Here is a 22,740-nt window from a genome sequence, read left to right on the forward strand (position 1 = left end):
CACTCCTATTGTGTATTTATTAAATAACTTGAAAGCCAAATGCATATGGGTCATCGTCATCCACCGTGATATTGCTGGTGCCAGTAACTTTTGACCACCCTCTAATACTGGGTAAAATTGCCGCTTTTGTGGCAACTTCAGTTACACCTTCAATGCAGCCAACAAACTGGCTACCGATGTAGCTTTCATGTACAAACTCTTCTCCGACGTCTAACAACCCTTTTGCAAACAGCTGTGCCATGCGTGCACTGGTGCCCGTTCCACATGGAGAACGATCAATTGCCTTGTCGCCGTAAAACACTGCGTTTGCTGCGCTGGAGTTTTGTTGCTTAGGCTGTCCTGTCCAAAGGACATGAGAAGCACCTTTAACCGTTGCATCTAAAGGATGAACGCACGAAAGTTGCTGATTAATTGTTTGTCTTACTATTGGACTGTATTTGAGGATTTGACTGGCCGTCCATTTATCAATACCAGGGAAGTTTTCTTGTGGCTCAACAATAATGTAAAAATTTCCACCATAAGATATATCGACCATCAATTGACCTAACTCTGGCACCTCAATGCTGATGTTTTCATAGGCTAAAAAAGCCGGCACATTGAATAATTTAACCCACTCTACTTTGCCGTTTTGCATTTGATAATTAACGTTCACACGTCCTGCAGGCGTATCAAGCTTAAGTAGCCCATGCTTATTTGCTTGAATTAAACCATGCTCAAGTGCAAAGGTAATGGTGCCGATAGTGCCATGGCCGCACATAGGTAAGCACCCTGAGGTTTCTACAAATAAAATGCTTACATCACCATCAGGCGTGCTTGGTGGATAAATAAATGAACCTGACATCATGTCATGACCTCTTGGCTCAAACATTAAGGCTTGTCGGATCCAGTCATATTCAGCCATAAAATGCTGCCGCTTTTCACTCATGGTGTCACCCCTTAGATTGGGGTGACCGCTGGTGATTAAGCGCACAGGGTTACCACAGGTGTGGCCATCAATACATGAAAATGTCCCTTTGCGCATAAGCTTAATCCAAATTAAATTTGCTTAAATCGATGCGATTACTCATCGCTTCGTCATACAAACGGCTGACCATGGCTTTTTGCTCTTCGGGCAGGCTCAAACGTGGCGCACGCGTTACTTCTGAGCCTCTGCCTGCCAACTGCTCGGCGTATTTTATACACTGCACCAGTGTTGGGATTGTATCCAAACGCAATAAAGGTAAGAACCAACGCCAGATCTCTTTGGCTTCTTCATAGCGACCTTGTCGAGCCAGCTCATAAATAGCCACTGACTCTTTGGGGAATACATTAGTAAGTCCCGAGATCCACCCAGTTGCCCCAAGCATCAAGCTTTCTAGCGCAATATCGTCAACACCACCAAAAATAGTAAAACGTTGACCAAATGCGCTTTGCAGCTCAGTAATACGGCGCGTATCTTCAGTGGCTTCTTTGATCGCCACAATATTTTCCTCATTCGCCAGTACCTTCATACCTTCAATCGATACATCTACGCCATACGTAATTGGGTTGTTATAAATCATAACTGGCAACGACATACTGCGAGCTACTTGCTGATAATGATAAATCGCTTCACGCTCAGTTGAGCGATACACCATCCCTGGGAGTACCATTAAGCCATCAATGCCTATTTTCTCGGCATCTTGGCAAAACTCTATAGCAAACTGTGTGGTCGTCTCTGCAACACCAGTTAGTAAAGGAACACGCCCTGCAACCACCTCTTTAGCTGCTTTAAGTACATCGCGTTTTTCTTCATATCTTAAAGAGCAGTTCTCACCCACAGTACCCAGAACAATGATGCCGTGTACGCCTTCATTAATAAGTGCATCAATCATGCCCTTAGTTGTTTCAAAATTAATGCTGCCGTCGTCATTAAATTGGGTTGTTACTGCTGGGTACACCCCTTGCCAATCGATCATTTTATTTTTTCCTCATTGGTTTTTGTGTTTACCATCTTAGGTATATTGTATACAATAATCAATATCCAAATATAAAATTTATTTCCCTTAACTCCTCTAAAATTTAGAGTTAGGTTCTATCAAGCTGATTTTTATAAGATTTTGGCATTTATTTATAGCCAAAAAAATGACCATTTGGGTTAAAACTTAAACATGCAATTTGGCTGATTTTAGAATCAAGTAGCCAAAAATTTTTAATCACAGGAAAAGTGCATGACAAAACAACAACAAAAAAAAATTGCAGTGATCGGTGCAGGCATTATTGGTCTTTGTGTGGCCAAACAATTGCGTGATAAAGGCTATCAAGTGTCTTTGTTTGATAATGAAGGGATAGCACAGCGCTGCTCCAAAGGTAATGCTGGTCACTTTGCTACCGAGCAAGTGTTTCCTTTGGCAAATAAAAAGTTAATACCAAAGTTGCCGAGCATGTTATTTAACCCCCGTGGGGCGCTATCTATTAAACCCAGCTATGCACTTAAAATGCTCCCTTGGTTTTGCCGCTTTTTACTTAATATGCGAACTAAAACATTTAAGGCACATACACAAGCCATCAGAGCACTCAATGAACTTGCTTTGCCTGCATATGAAGCACTATTAGCGGGCAGTAATTACAAAAGTTTATTGACGAAAAATGGCTCGTTACTCACTTTTGAGCACACCAAGAAAAGAGATATAAAAAAGATGTATCTCGATTTTAAAGCACACAATGTGTCTGTAACTTGGCTTGATAAAAAGGCATTAAGACAGCTTGAACCTAATATCAGTGATAGCGTAACTGAAGCGCTGTTTTTCCACGATGTTGGGCATACTATTGACCCTTACAGCTTATGTATGCTCATTTTTAACCTGTATAAAGAACAAGGTGGCGAGTATAAACAAGAAAATGTCACCGATATAACTTCACGCTCTAGCGAACCAATTGTATATACAACTCTGGGGCAAGCTCACTCTTTCGACAAAGTAGTTGTATGTACAGGTGCCTGGAGTAAACCACTGGCCAAAAAGCTTGGCCTTAACGTGCCACTGGATACCGAACGTGGCTATCACGCCATGATCGATATGCATGACATTTTGTCGCGTCCAGTTGCATCTGCCGAGCGGCAGTTTATTATCACTCCCATGCAGCAAGGTCTACGCTTGGCTGGCACCGTAGAATTTGCAGGGCTAGATGCACCGAAGCGCGTATCGCGCGCAATGATGTTATTGGACCATGCAAAAAACCTTATAACAAATATAGAACACGGTCAGATCTCGCAGACTTGGATGGGGTGTCGCCCTTCGCTACCAGATTCATTACCAGTGATAGGCACTGCGCCTGATAATAAAAACATACTTTTTGCGTTTGGCCATCAACATTTAGGCCTCACACAAGGCGCGATCACCGCAAAGCTGATTGCTCAGCTATGTCAAGACGAGCAACCCTCGCTTGACCTAACCCCCTATAGAATTGATAGATTTTAGGAGCAAACATGACGACATATGGTATAGGTACACATTCACAACAACAAGCCCTTGATACACTCGAAAACATGACCCTTGGGGTCAAGCCCATTACATATCAAGAGTACGAACAACGTATCGAAAAAGCTCAGCGCTACATGCAACACCATGGCATAGATGCTATTTACCTAAATGCTGGTACTAACCTTAAATATTTTACCGGCATGCAATGGTATGCAAGCGAGCGATTAGTTGGTGCGATCTTGCCAGCAAATGGCACTGTGGAATTTATAGCGCCAACTTTTGAAATTGGCTCGTTACTCGATTATCAAGTAATTGAAGGTCCTATTAATGACTGGCAAGAACATGAATGCCCTTACGCATTGGTTGCTAAAGTGCTTGCAAAGATGGGGATAAACGAGCAAGCAACTATTGGCATAGACGAAAGCACCGCTTTTTTTGTTGCCGATGGAATAGCCAAAGCCGCACCCTCTTTACGCCTGGTAAACGCCAAAGACGTCACAGCCCATTGTCGAATGCATAAATCTGATAGCGAGTTAGCGCTAATACAAAGGGCTATGGACATGACGCTCGCCGTGCATAAAGCCACTGCAAGCATGCTTTATGAAGGCATAACCACCACAGAAGTTGAAGCTTTCATTAATAAAGCTCATAAAAAAGTTGGCGCTACAGGCAATTACTTTTGCATTGTATTATTTGGTAAAGCGAGCTCTTTTCCACATGGGGTTAAAGAACCTCAGGTACTCAAAAATGGGGATGTTGTACTGGTAGATACGGGTTGTAAACTGGAAGGCTATTTATCTGATATCACGCGTACCTATGTATTTGGTCAAGCGACAGAGCACCAACGCAGTATGTGGCAACACGAAAAAAATGCCCAGATAGCGGCTTTTGAAGCTGCAAAAATAGGTGCGACCTGCGGTGATGTTGACCATGCCGCACGCACTTACTTGGCAAACCAAGGGTTAGGCCCGGATTATGAGTTACCTGGGTGCCCTCACAGAACGGGGCACGGTATTGGTTTAGACATCCATGAGTGGCCTTATTTAGTAAAAGATAACCCTCAGGAGCTTGCATCAGGCATGTGCTTTAGTAACGAGCCAATGTTAGTAGTGCCCGACGAATTTGGTATTCGTTTAGAAGATCACTTTTACATGACCGATTTAGGCCCTAAGTGGTTTACGCAGCCTAGCCATAGTATTGACGATCCGTTTGGTTTGAATAACCAATAAGTTTCCCCTTTACTTTTTCAACACCCAAAATATACAATACATATATAAAACATATATAGGATGTATATTTTGGGTATAGTTAAAATTTCAGACGAACTGCACGAAGAACTCAGAGCAACTTGCCAAGTCATGTCTCGCTCGATTAATTCTCAAGCTGAGTTTTGGATAAAAATGGGCCGTTTAGCAGAGCTCAATCCAAATAAAACCTTTACACAACTGATCCAAGCAGAACTTGCACAACACACATCCCAAGAAAACCCCAAAACGAGTGATTCAAAGTGAGCGACGTTATCATAAAAACTCCTGACCAAGCAGACTTGATGCGTGAGTCAGGTAAATTATTAGCACAAGTTTTTGTCATGCTTGATGACGTGGTTAAACCGGGCATATCCACAATGGCTGTAAACAACTTAGTTGAGCAGTTTATTGTGCAGGAGCTTAAGGCAAGGCCCGCTTCAAAGGGGCAATATGGCTATGAGTTTGTGCTCAATAGCTCTGTTAATCATGTTGTTTGCCATGGTATTCCCTGTGAATCACAAGTTTTGACCGACACTGACATTGTCAACTTTGATATTACGCTAGAAAAAAACGGTTTTATTGCCGACTCGAGTAAAATGTATGTCATGCCCAATGCATCTGATGAGGCTAAAAAACTCGTAACCGCAACAGAACAAGCCATGTGGCAAGCCATTAAACTTGTTAAACCGGGCATTCGACTCGGTGATATAGGCCATATAATATCTAAACTTGCTCATCAAAATGGTTACAGTGTAGTGCGAGAGTATTGTGGACACGGCATTGGCGAGCAAATGCACGAAGCCCCCAATGTATTGCATTACGGAAAACCCAACACCGGTTTAGCGCTTAAAAGCGGCATGACCTTTACCATAGAACCAATGATCAACCAAGGTAGTGCGCGAGTCAAAACCAAAAAAGATGGGTGGACGGTAGTAACAAAAGATAAGAAGCTCTCAGCTCAAACTGAGCATACAATTTTAGTGACCGATAGCGGTTTTGAGGTATTGACCTTGCGCCCAGAAGAAACACATTTAGTAGCAAATTAGCGAGTACTCAGTGCCGCATTCCATGCTAATGTAGCCCCGTCATTAATTTGTTATACCAATCCGCTTAACTAAGTGGTCTATTTTGAAGCAAGAAAACCTGGTCGATAGCACCGCTACCGCGTCCTGCTATCGACAAGGTACCTACCCCCATGTAAGCAAGTCAAAAATTTCGTTATTTAGTTGTTCTAAATGAGCAATTTTTAACACAGCTGTCGTCAGGTTTAATCCTTCAAAAGGATTAAGTGTTATTGCGGATTGGTATTAACGTACTGAGGAATAATATGAATCTTTGGCTATTTAGTGCTGGCGTCGGTACTGGTATTGCTGCAATTATGCATTTAGTGTGTATTTACTGGGGGCCAAATGGCTATCGATTTTTTGGTGCAGGCGAACATTTTGCAAAACTTGCCGAACAAGGTAGTTACACCCCCACATTCGTCACGCTAGGCATTACGGCCGTTTTATCTACTTGGGCAACCATGGCATTGTATGCAGCAAAAGCCACTGCAATTATACCTATGACTCGCTACTTATTACTCGCGGTCACAGGCGTATTTTTGTTACGTGGTATTTTAGGGCTTATCTTAATATTTAACCCGCAAGGACGTAGCGAATTGTTTTGGCTGATAAGCTCTGCTATCTGCTTAGTGCTAGGCATATGCTACGCCATCGGACTGAAACAGCAATGGCATAGTTTATAGCTGGCTTATAAATGCCGAGCTGCAAAAAAAGTCATGCAGGTTACTCTAAAACTGATTACCTTTGCTTTGTGTTGTAACAGGTTACTTTTTTCGTTTTGAAGCGACTATGGCAATGATCACAATAATAATTACGACTATTACACCTGCGATTGCTGGACTGCTCATAATGGTTTCCTTTGGCAATATTCATGAACTATCTATTAAATAATACTATCATCAAAACGGTAAAACACACTCGTAATTTAAGTATCCGCATACCTATACGCAAAGCACGCTAGCTAAAATTCTACCCAGCCTCGGCGATGCGCATACGATTTACCCATTAGCTTATCTTCACCACACAAAAACGCCCTACGCACGTAAAGTGAAACACAATGATAATAAGGCGTATCTGACAAACTGATTTGCCATTTCCTTGCCAATCCCATCTTTCACTCCTTGTACTTAGAATTTGAAATGATTTTGAAGAACTAAAAGCGTAAACAAGGCGCACCAACATGTACGCCTATTTTAAAATTACTCGTTGCAATAAAAAAGCCCAGCAACTTTTGCTGGGCTTTGCCTATCTAAATCAGTTTTAAAAGATTAAAACTTGTAATCAAATTTCAAATAAGCTTGGCGACCCAATGCGCTATGTGTTTTGTTATCAATACCCATAGACTCCGAAGGTGCCAATGGTGCTTCTTCGTTAAATAAGTTAGCTGCACCAAGTGTTAAAGTTAAATCGTTGAAACCAATATAACTTACCGTCATGTCATACGTTGTCCACGAGTCAATTTCAAATTTATTGCCAGCGCTATCTTCTAGATCTTTGTAAGAATCAATAAAGTTAACGCTCAATGTGGCTAGCCACGCGTCTTTTGCCCAATCAACACCGGCAGTCCAGCGATATTGTGGATGTTGATATTCACCGTTAAGGTCTTCTCTAACTGTACTCGTGTTACCAGCATCATCACTTTGGAATGATTGCTCTTCAAAATTAAGCGCGTAAGTTAAGTTATAGTTAAACTTAAACTCACCCATATTTTGAGTGTTAAGAGCATATGCTAGGTTCACATCAAAGCCGTCTGTTTCGCGGCCGCCAATGTTCACAAAAGTATCATTTATCGTCAAAATACGGCCAATTGTGCTGCCTTGGCTTGGTGCACGAACAACTAGGTTTGGATCAGTACCACAACAATCAACTAACTTTTGCGCACCAATTTTTTTAATCAGATCTTCTTGATCGTAATTCCAATAATCAACCCCAATACTAAAGTCGTCGGTTGCCTGCCATACAACACCTAGGTTGTAGTTTTCAGATTCTTCTGGTTGCAGCTTTTTATTACCTGCAACTATAGCTGTATATTCTGTTGGCTCACAATCTACCTCAGCACCAGTTTGACGACAACGCTCTTTATCGATAACCGATGGAGACTCATCAGTTCGACCTAAATGAAGCTGTACCAATGATGGTGCTCTAAATGCAGTACCCCAAGAACCACGAACAACTAACGAGTCCAACGGAGCCCAGCGAAATGCCACTTTAGGATCGGTTGTTGTACCAAAATCACTATAATCTTCATGACGCACCGCAAGTTGTAATTCTAACGTGTCTAGCACGGGCACGCTGAACTCTGCAAATACGGCAGTGTTATCTCTGTCACCGTTAGCTTGCGTTGCCTCGGTACCAAAGATCTCGCCGCGAATGTACTGGCTGTCTGGGTTATCTTCAATTTTTTCACGACGTGTTTCAAAACCAAATGCCGCTGAAACGTATCCAGCCCCCAACTCAAACAGTTCACCAGACACAGTACCATCAATCGATTGCATGGTGGATGCACCGTAACGCGTTGTGGTAGTCTCAAAATATGCTAAACCTTGTGCAGTATTTGTGCTTGGTTCAAACGGGTTCCATAAACCCATGTTGATCGCTTGCTGAGCACGAAGTTTATTTGGGAAGCCATCAAAGCCTTTTTCAACCGCACTTGAGCGAATCGACGAGTAGGCCAGCTCCCAATCCCAATCATTGTAGGTACCGCGCGCACCAAGCACTGCACGATAGTACTCTGAGTCAACGTCTTTTTTACGGTTACCAATATCAACGGTACGACGGCGCATTGAAATATCAACACCATGTAGGAAGTGTGTTGGATCACCGGCTAATGGATGGTTTGGATTGTCGCCGCTCATCGTAAGCTCGGTAAAGCTTGGGCTGCCTGCACCTTGAATAAATGTAGAAGCATGCTGCGCTGAAAACTCTGCAAACCCTTCAACACCATCCGTGATCTCTTGTACGCCGTTATAGTTGAAGCTATAGCGCTCCGTTGAAGGCACTAAACTCATGTGAGGTGCATAGTCGTAACGACAAATGCCACCAATGATCATATTATCTGGACAGGTATCGTTGCCCCATACGTCTGCAAATAGAGTTTGACGAATTGGTGTACCATCACCCGCAGTACCGGTAACAGGCAATCTTTCCCATTGCTCATCTGTTAACATGCTACGTACGATCTCAATACTACCAGGGAAACCTGATGAACTTAACGAGTTGTTACCACCTCTAAAACGCTGATCGGCTGTGGCGGTATAATCTCTATCACCGTAAAAAACATCGCCACGCTTGAAATAATCGAGTGCAAAGTTGTGGTGTCCTTTGCTAGTAGAAGAGCCCCATAAAAGTGTAAAGTTTTGTTCTTCACCGCCGCCATCAGCAGTATCAGACACTTTACCCGATACCTCAAAGCCATCAATATCATTACGTAAAATGATGTTAATTACGCCAGCAACCGCATCAGAACCATATGTTGCTGATGCACCATCTTTTAAGATATCGATGCGTTTAACTGAAGAAACAGGGATCGTATTTAAATCTACAAAGGAAGTTTCGATGTCTTTTGCAAATGGGCTTACTGCAACACGGCGTCCGTTGATTAATACTAGTGTAGATGAAGCACCTAAGCCTCTGAGTGCCACACTTGAGCCGCCATTCGCGGTGTCGTCACTTGAGTTACCTTGTGTACTAAATGTACCAGCGCCTGATACAGGTAGTTTTTGTAATGCCCCAATTAAGTCAGTTGAACCTGTTGCCGCTAAATCACCTGCTGAGATTGACTGGATTGGCGATGGCCCTTCCATATCAGTACGTTTAATATGTGACCCTGTCACTTCAATACGTTCTACTTTTTCATCTGCCGCTACAGCTGATTGACTTTGACCGAGTAACATTGCTGCTGACAATGCACTTAATGCAAATATTGGTTTCATTGTTTGCGTTTCCCTGTTGTAGTGTAAGTTGTTGTTTTAATTAACCTGTATTATTCTAACACATATTTTCTCAACACACAATTCGACACTTTTGCAACATCTCAACACTTATCATTTCTATAATTGCAACCGAGTTAAAAATAAAATATTCAAATCAATAAGTTACTAATAACAGGTTGCGGTTTGGGTACAGTTTTAACTAAATTTAGTGACCCAATCGATAAAAAAATTTTGCCGGAAAAGTGTTACATTTGGTTTCTACCACACAAAAATATCACCGACAATTAACGAAATCAGCACTACTTTATGCTTATAGCTAACATATTGACATGACAATTGTTTATATAATTACAACAACAAAAATTACCTCTGTGATACTAATAAAACTCCCTAGAATGCGGCTTTAATGTATGTAGCAATTCACTGCGATCTAGCAGTCTACCAGCGATAACGTGCAATACATCCCCACTGCGCTCTAATATGCCTTTTACCTCGAGGACTTTCGCACTTAAATAAGCTTGTTGTTGCGCTCTAGCTGTCGCAGCCCACACAACAACATTAATATTGCCAGTGTCATCTTCAAGGGTAAAAAAGGTCACCCCTGCTGCCGTACCCGGTGATTGCTTACCTGTTACTAGTCCAATCACAGTAACCTGTTGCTGATCAGCAACCTGCTCAAGTTCAACTTTACGGGTAAAACGGCCCAAACAATTTGCCTCATCTAATAATGTGATCGGGTGTTTATTTAGAGTCAAACCCGTCGCCGAATAATCTTCAAGCGTGTTATCTAGCGCATCTCCCTCCCCTAAAGGGGCCACGTGTTCACGAGCCTCACCATTTTTGTTAATATGTTTAAATAATGGCAACTCGGTATCTTTGTCCATTATTTGCCAGCGAGCGCTATAACGCCCCCCCGCAAAACAAGCAAGTGCATTTGCAGAGGCCAACTTTTCTAAGCTTGCATTACTCACTCCTACCGCTTTTACCTGCTCAATGTGCTGATAACCGTCCTTTGGCCTGTATGCAAGTATGGTTTTTACGGCATCAACGCTGAGCCCTTTAACAACTCTAAAACCCAAACGAATAGCAAATGTACCGTGCAGGTCTATCACCTCATGGTCATAATTAGAGTCGTTAATGCAAACCGCAAGAATTGCGACACCGTGGCGTTGGGCGTCTTGGCATAGCTGCGATGCACTGTAAAAACCCATTGGCAGGCTATTTAACAAGGCCGTGTAAAAAAACGCAGGAAAATAATATTTCAACCATGCTGAGCTATATGCGAGTACCGCAAATGAGGCAGAGTGACTTTCAGGAAAGCCATATTCACCAAATCCGCAGATCTGTGTAAAAATCTGCTCGGCGTAGCTTTGTGAATATCCCCTTTGCTGCATACCAGCGAGCAACTTGCTTTTAAATTGCATTAGCTCGCCAGTTTTTTTCCAAGAGGCCATAGCTCTGCGCAGCCTGTCAGCTTCTCCACCACTAAAACCTGCAGCGACCATAGCTAATTTAATAACTTGCTCTTGAAAAATTGGTACTCCTAGTGTTCTCGCAAGTACTGCTTTAACTTGCTCTGTAGGGTAACTAATTTGCTCAACACCACTTCTACGTCGTAAAAATGGGTGCACCATACCACCTTGTATAGGTCCAGGACGCACAATAGCAATTTGTATCACCAAGTCGTAATAACAGGTTGGTTTTAATCTTGGCAACATGCTCATTTGTGCACGCGACTCAATTTGAAACACCCCTACTGTGTCGGCCTTTTGCAGCATTTTATACACTTGTTGATCGTCACCCAACCGAGTGATGTCTGCAATGTTCCAAGAATAATTAAAGTACTGCTTTATGTAATCGAATGACTTACGAATTGCGCTTAGCATCCCTAAAGCCAAAATATCTACCTTTAATAAAGAGAGTGTTTCTAAGTCATCTTTATCCCACTGGATCACGGTGCGTTCATCCATGGCTGCATTCTCTATGGGTACCAGCTCATACAAAGGACCCGATGAAATCACAAAGCCGCCCACATGTTGAGACAAATGCCGCGGAAACCCTAAAACCTCATCAACAAGGTCAATAAACAATCGCCCTTGATACGAGTTTACATCAAGCCCCAGTTCAGCGATTTGTGTTTGCCACGACACCGCTTTGTCACGGCGATTCACTTGCTTTATGTAATAATCAAGTTGGGTACTATCCATACCTAATGCTTTACCAACATCCCTAACAGCGCTTTTAAAGCGATAGGTGATCACAGTAGCCGCAAGCGCAGCACGTTCTCGACCATATTTTTGGTAAATATATTGGATCACTTCTTCACGACGGTGGTGTTCAAAATCGACATCAATATCGGGGGGTTCATTGCGCTCTTGACTGATAAAGCGTTCAAATAATACCGAGATCTGACGCGGATCAACCGCAGTTATTTCTAAGCAGTAACAGACTACGGAGTTTGCCGCAGAGCCCCGGCCTTGGTATAAGATCCCTTGCTGCTTGGCAAACATCACCACATCATGAATGGTTAAGAAGAAATAGGGATAATTTAGCGACTCAATTAATGACAACTCTTTTGCAATTAACGCTGCAATATCGCCGGGCACACCTTGTGGAAAACGTTTTTGCTCGCCCTTTTTCACCAAAGAACGTAAATAGCTCATGGCGCTGTGGCCTTTTGGTACCAGCTCACTTGGATATTCGTATTGCAAGCTGTCTAAATCAAATGTACAACGCCTTGCGATATCAAGCGTGGTATTTAGCCACTGTGACTGAAACAATTTATTTAACTTTTCTTTGCTACGCAGTGCACGCTCGGTATTTGATAGCAATACCTCTCCCAGTTCGCTCACTGCACAGTTATAGCGAATAGCCGTTAAAGTATGTTGTAATTTTTGTCGCTCAGCCACGTGCATCAGTACCCCGCCACACGCAGTGATCGGTAAGTCATATTGCTTTGCTAGTTGCTCACAATGCTGTATGTAAGCTCTGTCGTTGTTCAGCAAATGTCGCTGCAAACCAAGCCAAACTCGTGGCTTATGATATTGCTGTAACCATATTGCCCAGTCATTATCCTGCTTGGCAAATGTTGGTAACCAAATAATCAAGCAATGCTTTACAGACATCAGATCCCATAAGTCCAACTCATACTTGCCTTTCTCACAACGCTTTCGTGCATTACTGATCACACGACAAAGTTCGGCATAAGCTTGCCGATTAGGGCATAGCAACACGAATTTTAATGTTTGATACTCAAAAACACTGCCAACAATGAGCTTAACCGACAGTTGATTGTCTTTAATAGCACGGTGCGCACGTACAACCCCTGCAACCGAACATTCATCACAAATCGCAATGGCGTCATACGCCAAAAAATCAGCTTGCTTAACCAATTCCTCAGGATGAGAGGCTCCATGTAAAAATGAGAAGTTACTTTGGCAGAACAATTCAGCGTAATGCATAATAAACAACCAAATACTGTATATATAAACAGTATCCACTATCGGGTTAATTTAATCAATATGTCTCTTTTACGCGCTATTTTTATTCTTCTAGTATATAAACTCAAATCATTAATTTTTAACAAAATAATTGTACTGTATCGTTTTTTATGCCAAGTTGCCCAACAGGTAACTCAATAAGAAAGTCTCAATCAACAGAGTAGTAAACCATGACAGGAACAATTAAACTTTCTCCTATTGCCCTTGCATTGTTGGCAAGCACTTCAGCTATTGCACAACAAGCAGGTGAAGAAAAAATAGAAACTATTTCAGTGCTTGGCTCAAAAGTGTCTAACCGCACTGCCACTGAGTCAACTTCTCCAATTGATATACTCGACACAGAGCAGCTTAATAAAGGCGGCTTTACTGAGTTAGGTCAGAGCTTGCAATCAATTGCCCCCTCTTTTAACTTTAGCCGCACTCAAGTATCTGACGGCTCGGACTTATTCCGCCCAGCAACGTTACGAGGTTTACAGCCCGACCAAACGTTGGTGCTGATTAATGGTAAACGCCGTCACACTCAGGCTATTTTTGGTTTATCTGGTACTGTAGGTGCAGGCGCCGCGGGCACAGATATGAACTCCATCCCACTAATGGCACTGAAAAATGTCGAAATACTTCGAGATGGTGCAGCAGCACGATATGGCTCCGATGCCATTGCGGGTGTTATCAACTTATCGCTTAATGACAGCACGGGAGTGACGACGGGGTTTGTGCAAGCTGGCTCAACAGGTGAAGGTGATGGCGATACCTACTCACTTGGCTTAAACCGAGGTTTTGATATTGGCAACGAAGGTGGCTTTGTTAACTTTTCACTGGAATACCGCGATGCCGATGGTACCAACCGAGCACAGCGTGATACTGGCGGCTCTTCCACTGTCGAACCCGGCGAGCTGTCACAAACAGTACGTTGGCGACAAGGTAACTCAGACAGCGAGTTTATTTCGCTGTTTTATAATGCGGCCTTACCTGTAGGTAAAAATGAGCTTTATTCATTTGCAGGCTTTTCCAACCGTACAGCATTTGGTAACGGTTTCTACCGAGATTTTAACCGTGCTGAGCGTAACGTACCACAAGTTTACCCTGATGGCTTTCTACCAAGAATTGATAACGAAGCTGAAGATGTTTCTTTTGCTATTGGGTTTAAAGGTGAGATAAGTCCTGATTGGACTTTTGATCTTTCCAGTGTCTATGGTGAAAACCAATATGATTACTCATCATCAAACACCATCAATGCGTCGTATGCTGCTCAGTATTTAGCCCAAAACCCCAATGCCTCTGCTCAAGATATTGCAAGTAATGCAGGGCCTAGAGGCGGTTATTCAGGTGGATTTAGATTCAATCAATGGACCACAAATTTAGATATTAATGGCATTATTGATATCGCAGGTGGTGAACCTATTTACTTATCCATTGGTGCAGAACATCGTAAAGAAAACTATGAAATTGTGCCCGGTGAAGTGGCGTCTTATGCTTGCGGTGCAAGCAATGCCGATAGCTCTTTTCCATCAGTTATCAATCCTGATGTATTTGCCGATTGTGGTTTTCAAGCATATCAAGGGCTTAGACCCGATGCAGCCAATAAAGCTGATCGCTCAAGCCATGCCATTTACGTTGAAGCTGAAACATTACTTAACCAAGATTGGTTGGTGAGCGCGGCTCTGCGCTATGAAGATGTCTCGAACTCTAACGATGACACCATTTGGAAATTGGCAACACGTTATGAAGTAACCGAAGATTTTGCTGTACGAGCTGCCGCTTCTACTGGCTTTAGGGCCCCATCATTACAACAATCTGGCTATACCGCCTTTACCACTACCTTAGGGGGCGATGGTTCGTTAGCAACCTCGTACACGGCAACGGCAGGCTCACCATTCCCAGCTGCGCTGGGCGTTGATGGTCTTAAACTTGAATCATCAGATAATTACAACTTAGGTTTTGCGTGGGATGTCAGTAATGATTTATCTGTCACCTTAGACTTTTATCAAATCAAGATTTATGACCGTATCAATCTCGGTAGTTTTATTGGCGTCAACAGCGACGAGCTGCAAAACTTCCCTGCGGCCAATGCAGCATTAAATGCTACAGGCGCAGTGCAAGGTAACTTCTTCTCAAACTCGCTTGACTCTACTACCAAAGGAGTTGACTTTATTGCCTCATATTCTTTAGAAATGGCCAACGGTGAACTTGATATCACCTTTGCAGCCAACAAGAACAAAACTGAGATTGATAAAGTAAACACTCCACAGGGCATTCCTGAAGATATCGTGTTAGATGCACAAAGGCGTTCATTCTTAACGCATGGACAGCCACAAGAGCGAGCAACGCTTACTTTTGATTATCAACAAGATAAGTGGAGCTCATTACTCAGGTTTAACTATTTTGGTAAAACCGAAGTAAGTTACTTTGCTGGTAAACACATCGCATTACCTGACTTTCTTTCGCCAACCAATGATTGGCGTGACACAAGTGTTGTAGAGTCAGCAGTTTTAGTGGATGTTAATGTTGGATATCAGCTTAATGATAGCGTTAACTTATCAGCAGGCATCGACAACCTATTCGATGAAACACCTGATGAATTAGGCGAAGATGAAGTGCTCAACTTTATCACTAACGGTGCCATGCGCTATCCGCTACGCGCCCTACCTTATGGGTTTGATGGCATGACCTACTACGCTAAGGTCACTTTTAGTTTTTAACTAGACGACATTACACGGTGAAACATACGTTTCACCGTTTTCTACTTCCCATTCAAATACCTGTAACCCGCTCATTAGAAAAATATTTGAAAGATACCTTATGCATGTACGGTCATTAAAGAGTAAACCGTATAAATAAAGGTACTCAGTATGCAACGAAGAGCTTTTTTATCCCACTTAGCTGTTGGCGGTATGTGTCTTGCCAGCGCCTCTTGGGCACTGCCAATACTGGCTAACACAGCTCCCTGTGCACCTCGCTGGCAAACACGAAAAAACATGCCTTACGCAATGCAGGAGATATATCCAACTGCTTTTGGCAATAAAATTTGTATTGCAGGCGCTTTGCAAGCAAGCGATAACCCCAATGCCCCGTTTGGTCACCTCGCCCCCACTACCGATGTGCATATTTACGATGCAAGCACAGATATATGGCACCAAGGTGCACCGTTGCCACAAGCGCGTCACCACTTAGGACTCGTAACATGTAATAATAAGTTGTATGGGATTGGTGGCTTCGCTGCTGACCAACAAAACCCCTGGCAAGTGCGCGCCAATGTCTTTGTCTCTAATGAACAGCTCACGCAGTGGCACGAAATTAGCGCGCTGCCCATACCTCAAGCAGAATCTATTTATGCAAGCCTAAATAATAACATTCACGTGATAGGCGGCAGAACCACAGATGCGCACAGTAAACTCATCGACACCGGAGCACACTGGATCTATAACAACGGGCATTGGTGCCAAGGCGCGCCTCTAGATATCGCACGTAACTCCGCGGCATCTGCCACGTATAACGATTTAGTTTACATTATTGGCGGGCGGCAGTTCTCTCAAAGCAATAAAAATATGGCCACTGTTCAGTGCTTTGATCCCAAAGAAGATCGATGGAGAGCACTGGCCCCAATGCCTATTGCCAGTGCCGGATTGGCCTGCGCTCAACTGAACGATAAAATTTATGCCTTTGGTGGGGAGCAATATATTTATCAACACTCTGTGCAGGGTATCAAGTTGGTTGCTTCAAATTCGTTTGATACCGTTTGGAGCTATGACCTGAATAACGATACTTGGAAAACAGAAACATTCCAGCTGCCTTCAACCCGACATGGCCTTGGTGCTGTTGTACTTAATAAACAGATTTATGTGATGGGGGGCGCTGTGCATGCAGGTGGAAAAGGCACCTCAAACTCAGTTGTACGACTAATACTCTAGGCCCTCCTCTTACAACCTACTTTTAGAGGGCCTTTTGGGTGATAAGTGTTCACTTGGCTCCTTTAAGTGTAAGCAAACGTGCCGCAACACGATTAACACCAGTTGTTTGCTTGTGAATTCATACCCCTAGCTGAAGTTATTAAAGCCCCTACACTTTTTAACGCTTTATAAATACTTTTATACACCATAGTAGATATAAAATTTCGCCACCAAATAAAGCACTCACTCAAACAGCTCCCATATATTATTTCGCTCGTATTTTTATCTTTGCTTAATACCGTGGGCTAACAAAATTATTAGGAAAAGGGATCCTGCAAGCATGCCTAGCCAATATAAAGAAAAGCGGCAGAGTCAATTAAGACACATATTGCTGTACGTTGCATACGGAGATAATGCACTTTACTATCAAGGGATAAAAACAAGTATTTTATCTGTATTACATCACTGTAAAAAAAGCGTACCGCCCGAGATTGTTGTTATTAGTGAAAACCCCGCGTTTTTTGCTGACTACCCTATAATTCACTTCACTATTACCCCAGCATTAAAACTCGACTGGTCGTTAAATAACCGCTACCACTATCGGATCAAAAATAGAGCACTTGCTTATGCGCTCGATAATTTAAATTTAGGTGCCAATGACAAACTGCTAGCTTTGGATACTGACACCTATTTAACCAGAGATATCAATGAGCTGTTTGATAAAATTAATGTTAATCAATCTCTCATGTTTTTGGACGAAGGTCCTTTAACCAAAAAGCAATTTACTGAATATCGAGAGTCTTACCAAGCACCAATTAAACTTGGCAATGAGGAAAGCTACCATCTATCACATCAATATCATATGTGGGGTTCTCTCATGGTGGGTATCACTGCCAGCAAACGCGCCCTGATAGACCAAGCAGATCAGTTATTAATTGCCATGCATCAATGGGCACCTACAATAAGAACTGTGGAACAATTCGCAATCTCGCAAGTGTTAAGTAACAACGGGGAACTCGTTGAAGGGAAAAAGCTAATACAACACTATTCGCACAGAGGACGGAAACATTTTGCGCAAGCAAATATCAATTCGTTTTTCGCAAATTATGGACACTATGCATTTGAGACTCAATTGTATTACTACCCAGCGCTTCGTTTACGCAGAACATTAATGGCATTTTTATCAGAGAAAGTAGCCAAGCTTACTCAGTTTTCCAACTCCACCTCAAGAACTAAAGCAATATGACTAAAGCGATCCCTATTTTGATGTATCACAGCCTGGCAACAAAGAAAAAAGGGACTGTGTTGCGCAGTATACATGTGCCTCCTAAGCGCTTTTCTAATCATATGAAAATACTTAAGCTATTTGGCTATACAGCACTCAGTATGAGAGCGCTTGTGCCTTATCTTAAAGGCGAAAAACAAGGCAAAGTGGTTGGGCTCACCTTCGACGATGGTTACCTAAATAATTTGGCGCATGCAGCGCCCTTACTGCAACATTTAGGCTTTAGCTCTACACTCTACGTTGTAAGTGACTTGATTGGGCAGCACAATATCTGGGACAAGCACAAAAATATAGACCCAAACCCACTAATGAATGAACTGCAGATCAAGCAATGGTTAAATATGGGGCAAGATATTGGTGCCCATACAAAAAACCATGTCCACTTAAATAAAGTGAGTAAACATGATGCATATGAGGAGATCACGGGCAGTAAACAAACATTAGAAAACATGTTCCAGACTGAAGTATCTGACTTTTGTTACCCGTATGGTGGCTTTAATCAAGCTAATATAGAGCAAGTTAAAGCAGCGGGCTATGAAACAGCAACCACCACAATCCGTGGTAGAGCTAACTACAATGCTACCCGCTCTGACTTGTTCACTTTACCGAGAGTGTTTATCCCCTACCACACTTGGCCACTGCGCTTTTACCAAAAAAGCTTTAGTGCCTACGAAGATAAAAGAGTGCATAAGTCATAAGTTACCTCGGCTGTAGATACGTGATTGCCCATTTCAAAGACATATTGGGTTGTACCAGCAGCCCTCTTATCGTTTTTACTCAATATTTTTTAATACTATGCCAGTTCACTACCGACGACTAACAAAATAGTCCGTGCACAAACCAGCGCTGTGATGGCTCTTTATAAACCCATAACCACTGTCCTTGTGCGTTTCGAGCAATATAATAATCACGCTCTACAACATGATTATCCCACCAGCCAGTACACACTCTTTCTGGCCCCCAGTAAATTACAACTTTTTCTTGTAAAGGCGTCGCGCGCGGCAATAACATACTCGGCCTTTGTTGCTCTGGCATGCGCTGCAACTCGATACTTTTAACTAAAGGCTTACTGGGAGAAAATGAACGCTCGGGTCGATGATCGGCATAAACTTCAAACCCATGTACAGCTTGCTCACCCAACTTAGCCTGTAGCCTTGCCACAAGTTCAGCGGCATCTATCCCTTCACTGTTAGGGTCAAATAACGACTGATTCCCATATTGATTATCGACAAAGTCTTTAACCGATAATGTGATAGCTTGTACTGGTGCGGATAAATGAATATTAGAAAGTTTTAACTCTAAGAGTGATTGCCAAGCTTTCGCACAACCTTCTCCTTTCGCTGTTGCCACTTGCAATACTAATGGTTCTTGGTCTCTTAATTGCAGTTCTAAATGAATTTGCAGCGCAAGTTTGTTTCGCTGCCTTAAAAATAGCGCGAGTTGCTTTAATAACTTACCCAGCGGTTTTGCCAACCATTGCAAGTTTTCTAATTCATATAATAAAGTCAACTGGCGAGAAAATACCAAGGCAGGAACATAATAAGTTAAGGGATGTTGTAATTCGCCTTTAAGGCGCCCTATATATTGCACCAACTCAATATCAAACCGTTTAGCTAGATCAGCAATGGAAATGTTGAGTAGTTGCGACAATATAGTAATACGTAGACGTTGTAGCTTTTCACATGTTTTTTGAGGAAGCTCTGTACTTTGTAAAGTAATGCCCATTATTTGCGCCATAAGCTCTTTGGCATTATCAGTTACAAGGTTTTTTTTACCTTGCGCAAGTAACTTTGCAACCAGCACCGAGTAACCCGTGGCAAAACTATAGCTCAGCTTAAAATCAGCTAAATGCTGCTGAATATGGTGCCAGTAATTGTCTAAGCTTTTATACAAAGACAGCATATTTGTTACCTTGAGTGCAATACCATTCGGCGGAAACAAGCAGATATCGGCTGTTACTAAGTACAGCCAACTAGCGATTTCTTCTAACTTGGCACTTTCTAAAGATTCATCATAGGCAACCACCTGTAGGTTTTCACATAAACTTGCTGCACTTGCCAACCCCATCCCCAGCTTAACACCTGTTTTGAGTGCACAATCAGATACCTGAACAACCTGATTAGTGTGGCTATTCACCACCACAATAGCAGGCTTCCCCGGTTCACAAAGCAGGCTATCTAAGTGCAAATGTTCAAAATGAATATATAACCACAATGTCATTTGGCTATCCGAAATGATGCCGCAAAAGACATTACATTGCCGCTTTCTAGCGCTACAGGCACTAGCTGTGGCCAGTATTCTGCTAAATTAAGTACAAAGGTATTTTTAGGCCAGCCCCCTTTTTGTTTTTTGACTGTGATCGCCATACCTTGCTTATGAGCCGACAAGGCTAAACACAGCGTCACAGGTAATGAAAAAAGCGACTCATTGATAGATCTGAATAAAAACAGTGAGGAACCGCCTTGCTCTGATGCAAGCTGTAATCGCTTAGCTTGTGATATTGTTAATGTGTTATGCCATAACAAAACACTGCTACAAGTATTACTTTTTAAACACTGCTCACTGGCCCAAAGCGCTTCTTTTTCTAATTTTGGCTGGATCAATAACAATTGCTGACTATCAAAACCTAGGTGATATAACTGATGAGCATTCACATGAGCCGGTGGATTAATAAACACAATTAAGTCTTTTTGTGCTTGCAAATAAGACAACCAAAGTTTTAACTCACCAATGCCACTTGGCGATTGCACTTCAATGATCCCCTGTTTAGGTAAGCCCCCCTGTAACTGTTCATCAAGTACAGCAATACCTGTACTAATGCGTTCAAACGATTGAGCCTGTTCACTCCCCTGCCACAGCCATTGGCGATGTTGCAGTAAATCTATTATTTCGCTCATACATATCAAAATCAAAATACTGTACATTTAAACAGTATAATTATTTATGCATAAACTGCAAGATCAAACAAAGCGGCATAGTCTCATACGAGAGACAAATAGAAAAGCCTGCCAAAGGCAGGCTCAATACTCAGGGAAAGAGTTTTTAATGCGAGAAAACGGTCAGTTCAACTTTTGCAAAGTCAGAGGTATCACTCAAACTAATGAGCCACTCTCCTGCTTTTGGAAACTCAATAACCAGCATTTCGTCATTACCCGTGTTTGTTGAAGAATAAAAAGTAATATCTTCATCAAACCAAAACTCATTTGCTTGCGTATTACCATCATTTTCGGGCTGCTGATATTGCGCACTGACATCAACATCGCCTTCACCACCTCGGGTTGCAATATAAACCACATTAACACCTTCAGGCACATCAAGTACAAACTGCAGAGCATCATTACCCACTTTATAATTAACGGTCTCTTGAATGGCAAGGTAGGTCTGCTCAGTATCACCATTGCCTGTACCACCGTCGCTCCCACCGCCTGATACAGGCTCATTACCTGCCATCGCGCTATCAATCCAACTTTTTAAAGCAGCAACATTGGCATATACACCATACTTATTCTCTTGTGCACAGCCTTCACCCCAGCTAACTACACCTACTTGAATAAATTCGCTACCGCGTTGGTATACGAGTGGGCCACCACTATCACCTTGGCACGAGTCTTTCCCGCCTTTTTGAAAGCCGGCGCAAAGTTCAGTGTCTTGCACCGAACCATTGTAAGCTTGTGCGCTATTACACACAGCATTACTTACATAAGGCACGCTTACTTCCATTAATTTATCAGGTGCTTGTCCACCGTAACTGAGCGTACCCCAACCTGACACAGCCAAACTGGTGCCGGGTTTAATTGTTGAATTAAAAAAGGTAGGCTCTGCCAGTTTAATAACCTTGGCATTCTTGTCCGTTATTTTCTCTTTTAGTTTTAAAACAGCCACATCTTTTGACAGCCCAGGATACTCCTGATTGGTATACGTTTTATCTACTACAATTGCTTGCCCAGAACCATCTTTCAGGCTATGAGCACCTACACGTACCTGTATTTCCGGTGATTCTCCATTTACCCCTTCCAAACAGTGTGCCGCTGTTAACACTAAATTATCGGCAACAAGCGAGCCGCCACAGAAATGCTCTCCACCAAGACTTTGAACCGACACTTGGTATGGACGAGAGTGTGGCGTCGCCTCATTACCACCGACGATTCTGATGGAATCTGAAAATTGCTGTGATTTAAGTTTTGTACTAGCGTCGCCCGCAGTTACAGAGCAGCTCAGCATAATGGCAATTGCAGTAAGTGATTTTTTTAGCATAGTTATTTACCTTAATAATGAATGTTGATGATTGCCTTTCAGCGAAGCCATTATTGCGTGGTGGTATGTACAGCTGTAGTGCTTAAATTCATCAGAAAGTATCGGTTTGTAGCCCGTTGTCGCACTCAAAT

General features: G+C 42.5%; 16 protein-coding genes and 1 pseudogene. 9 read left to right on the top strand and 8 right to left on the bottom strand.

The annotated features are described in order from the left end of the window. Positions 1–19: 19 nt before the first annotated feature. Positions 20–1,021: a 4-hydroxyproline epimerase gene (locus tag GDK41_RS08880; RefSeq protein ID WP_152086073.1), complete on the bottom strand. Its 1,002-nt coding sequence runs from the start codon at positions 1,019–1,021 to the stop codon at positions 20–22. A 4-nt stretch (positions 1,022–1,025) separates the two neighbouring features. After that, positions 1,026–1,937, bottom strand: coding sequence for a dihydrodipicolinate synthase family protein (locus GDK41_RS08885; protein ID WP_152086074.1), 912 nt, complete (start codon positions 1,935–1,937; stop codon positions 1,026–1,028). 252 nt (positions 1,938–2,189) lie between these two features. Here GDK41_RS08885 and GDK41_RS08890 point away from each other — a divergent pair, with 252 nt between their 5' ends. From GDK41_RS08890 to GDK41_RS08910, 5 genes are all read left to right on the top strand, one after another. Next, the gene (locus GDK41_RS08890; RefSeq protein WP_152086075.1) at positions 2,190–3,437 is read left to right on the top strand and encodes an NAD(P)/FAD-dependent oxidoreductase; all 1,248 of its coding nucleotides are present in this window, start codon (positions 2,190–2,192) and stop codon (positions 3,435–3,437) included. An 8-nt stretch (positions 3,438–3,445) separates the two neighbouring features. Beyond that, the gene (locus tag GDK41_RS08895) at positions 3,446–4,669 is read left to right on the top strand and encodes a M24 family metallopeptidase (RefSeq protein WP_152086076.1); all 1,224 of its coding nucleotides are present in this window, start codon (positions 3,446–3,448) and stop codon (positions 4,667–4,669) included. A 69-nt stretch (positions 4,670–4,738) separates the two neighbouring features. After that, the gene (locus GDK41_RS08900) at positions 4,739–4,951 is read left to right on the top strand and encodes a ParD-like family protein (RefSeq protein ID WP_152086077.1); all 213 of its coding nucleotides are present in this window, start codon (positions 4,739–4,741) and stop codon (positions 4,949–4,951) included. A 38-nt stretch (positions 4,952–4,989) separates the two neighbouring features. After that, a complete protein-coding gene (map, locus tag GDK41_RS08905; protein ID WP_442960207.1) occupies positions 4,990–5,733 on the top strand; it encodes a type I methionyl aminopeptidase in 744 nt (247 codons plus the stop codon). A 281-nt stretch (positions 5,734–6,014) separates the two neighbouring features. Next, a complete protein-coding gene (locus tag GDK41_RS08910) occupies positions 6,015–6,434 on the top strand; it encodes a hypothetical protein (protein ID WP_152086079.1) in 420 nt (139 codons plus the stop codon). A 284-nt stretch (positions 6,435–6,718) separates the two neighbouring features. On the opposite strand, the pseudogene GDK41_RS08915 reads toward GDK41_RS08910, so the two are convergent. From GDK41_RS08915 to GDK41_RS08925, 3 genes and pseudogenes are all read right to left on the bottom strand, one after another. After that, positions 6,719–6,862 (bottom strand): annotated as a pseudogene (locus GDK41_RS08915) (transposase); the annotation flags it as partial. Between the two features lie 157 nt (positions 6,863–7,019). After that, positions 7,020–9,683: a TonB-dependent receptor plug domain-containing protein gene (locus tag GDK41_RS08920; protein ID WP_152086080.1), complete on the bottom strand. Its 2,664-nt coding sequence runs from the start codon at positions 9,681–9,683 to the stop codon at positions 7,020–7,022. 377 nt (positions 9,684–10,060) lie between these two features. Further along, positions 10,061–13,144: an error-prone DNA polymerase gene (locus GDK41_RS08925; RefSeq protein ID WP_152086081.1), complete on the bottom strand. Its 3,084-nt coding sequence runs from the start codon at positions 13,142–13,144 to the stop codon at positions 10,061–10,063. Between the two features lie 209 nt (positions 13,145–13,353). On the opposite strand from GDK41_RS08925, the gene GDK41_RS08930 reads away from it, so the two are divergent. The 4 genes from GDK41_RS08930 to GDK41_RS08945 all read left to right on the top strand — a co-directional run bounded on the left by GDK41_RS08930 (position 13,354) and on the right by GDK41_RS08945 (position 19,053). Next, positions 13,354–15,882 carry a TonB-dependent receptor plug domain-containing protein gene (locus tag GDK41_RS08930; RefSeq protein WP_152086082.1) on the top strand — a complete coding sequence of 843 codons (2,529 nt, stop codon included), beginning with the start codon at positions 13,354–13,356 and terminating at the stop codon, positions 15,880–15,882. 150 nt (positions 15,883–16,032) lie between these two features. Further along, positions 16,033–17,091 carry a Kelch repeat-containing protein gene (locus tag GDK41_RS08935; protein WP_152086083.1) on the top strand — a complete coding sequence of 353 codons (1,059 nt, stop codon included), beginning with the start codon at positions 16,033–16,035 and terminating at the stop codon, positions 17,089–17,091. 319 nt (positions 17,092–17,410) lie between these two features. Next, a complete protein-coding gene (locus GDK41_RS08940) occupies positions 17,411–18,316 on the top strand; it encodes a hypothetical protein (RefSeq protein WP_152086084.1) in 906 nt (301 codons plus the stop codon). Further along, entirely contained in the window at positions 18,313–19,053 is a 741-nt protein-coding gene (locus GDK41_RS08945; protein WP_152086085.1) for a polysaccharide deacetylase family protein, read from the top strand. Before GDK41_RS08940 ends, GDK41_RS08945 begins: the two co-directional genes overlap by 4 nt. 118 nt (positions 19,054–19,171) lie before the next feature. On the opposite strand, the gene GDK41_RS08950 is transcribed toward GDK41_RS08945, so the two are convergent. The 3 genes from GDK41_RS08950 to GDK41_RS08960 all read right to left on the bottom strand — a co-directional run bounded on the left by GDK41_RS08950 (position 19,172) and on the right by GDK41_RS08960 (position 22,609). Next, complete coding sequence (locus GDK41_RS08950) at positions 19,172–20,575, bottom strand: Y-family DNA polymerase (RefSeq protein ID WP_152086086.1); 1,404 nt, start codon at positions 20,573–20,575, stop codon at positions 19,172–19,174. After that, entirely contained in the window at positions 20,572–21,252 is a 681-nt protein-coding gene (imuA, locus tag GDK41_RS08955; protein WP_172971589.1) for a translesion DNA synthesis-associated protein ImuA, read from the bottom strand. The genes GDK41_RS08950 and imuA overlap by 4 nt, the downstream gene beginning before the upstream one ends. 145 nt (positions 21,253–21,397) lie before the next feature. After that, on the bottom strand, positions 21,398–22,609 hold the full coding sequence (locus GDK41_RS08960; RefSeq protein WP_152086088.1) for a serine protease: 1,212 nt from the start codon (positions 22,607–22,609) through the stop codon (positions 21,398–21,400). Positions 22,610–22,740: the final 131 nt, after the last annotated feature.

The organism is Pseudoalteromonas sp. A25 (assembly GCF_009176705.1).
Classification (GTDB): domain Bacteria; phylum Pseudomonadota; class Gammaproteobacteria; order Enterobacterales; family Alteromonadaceae; genus Pseudoalteromonas.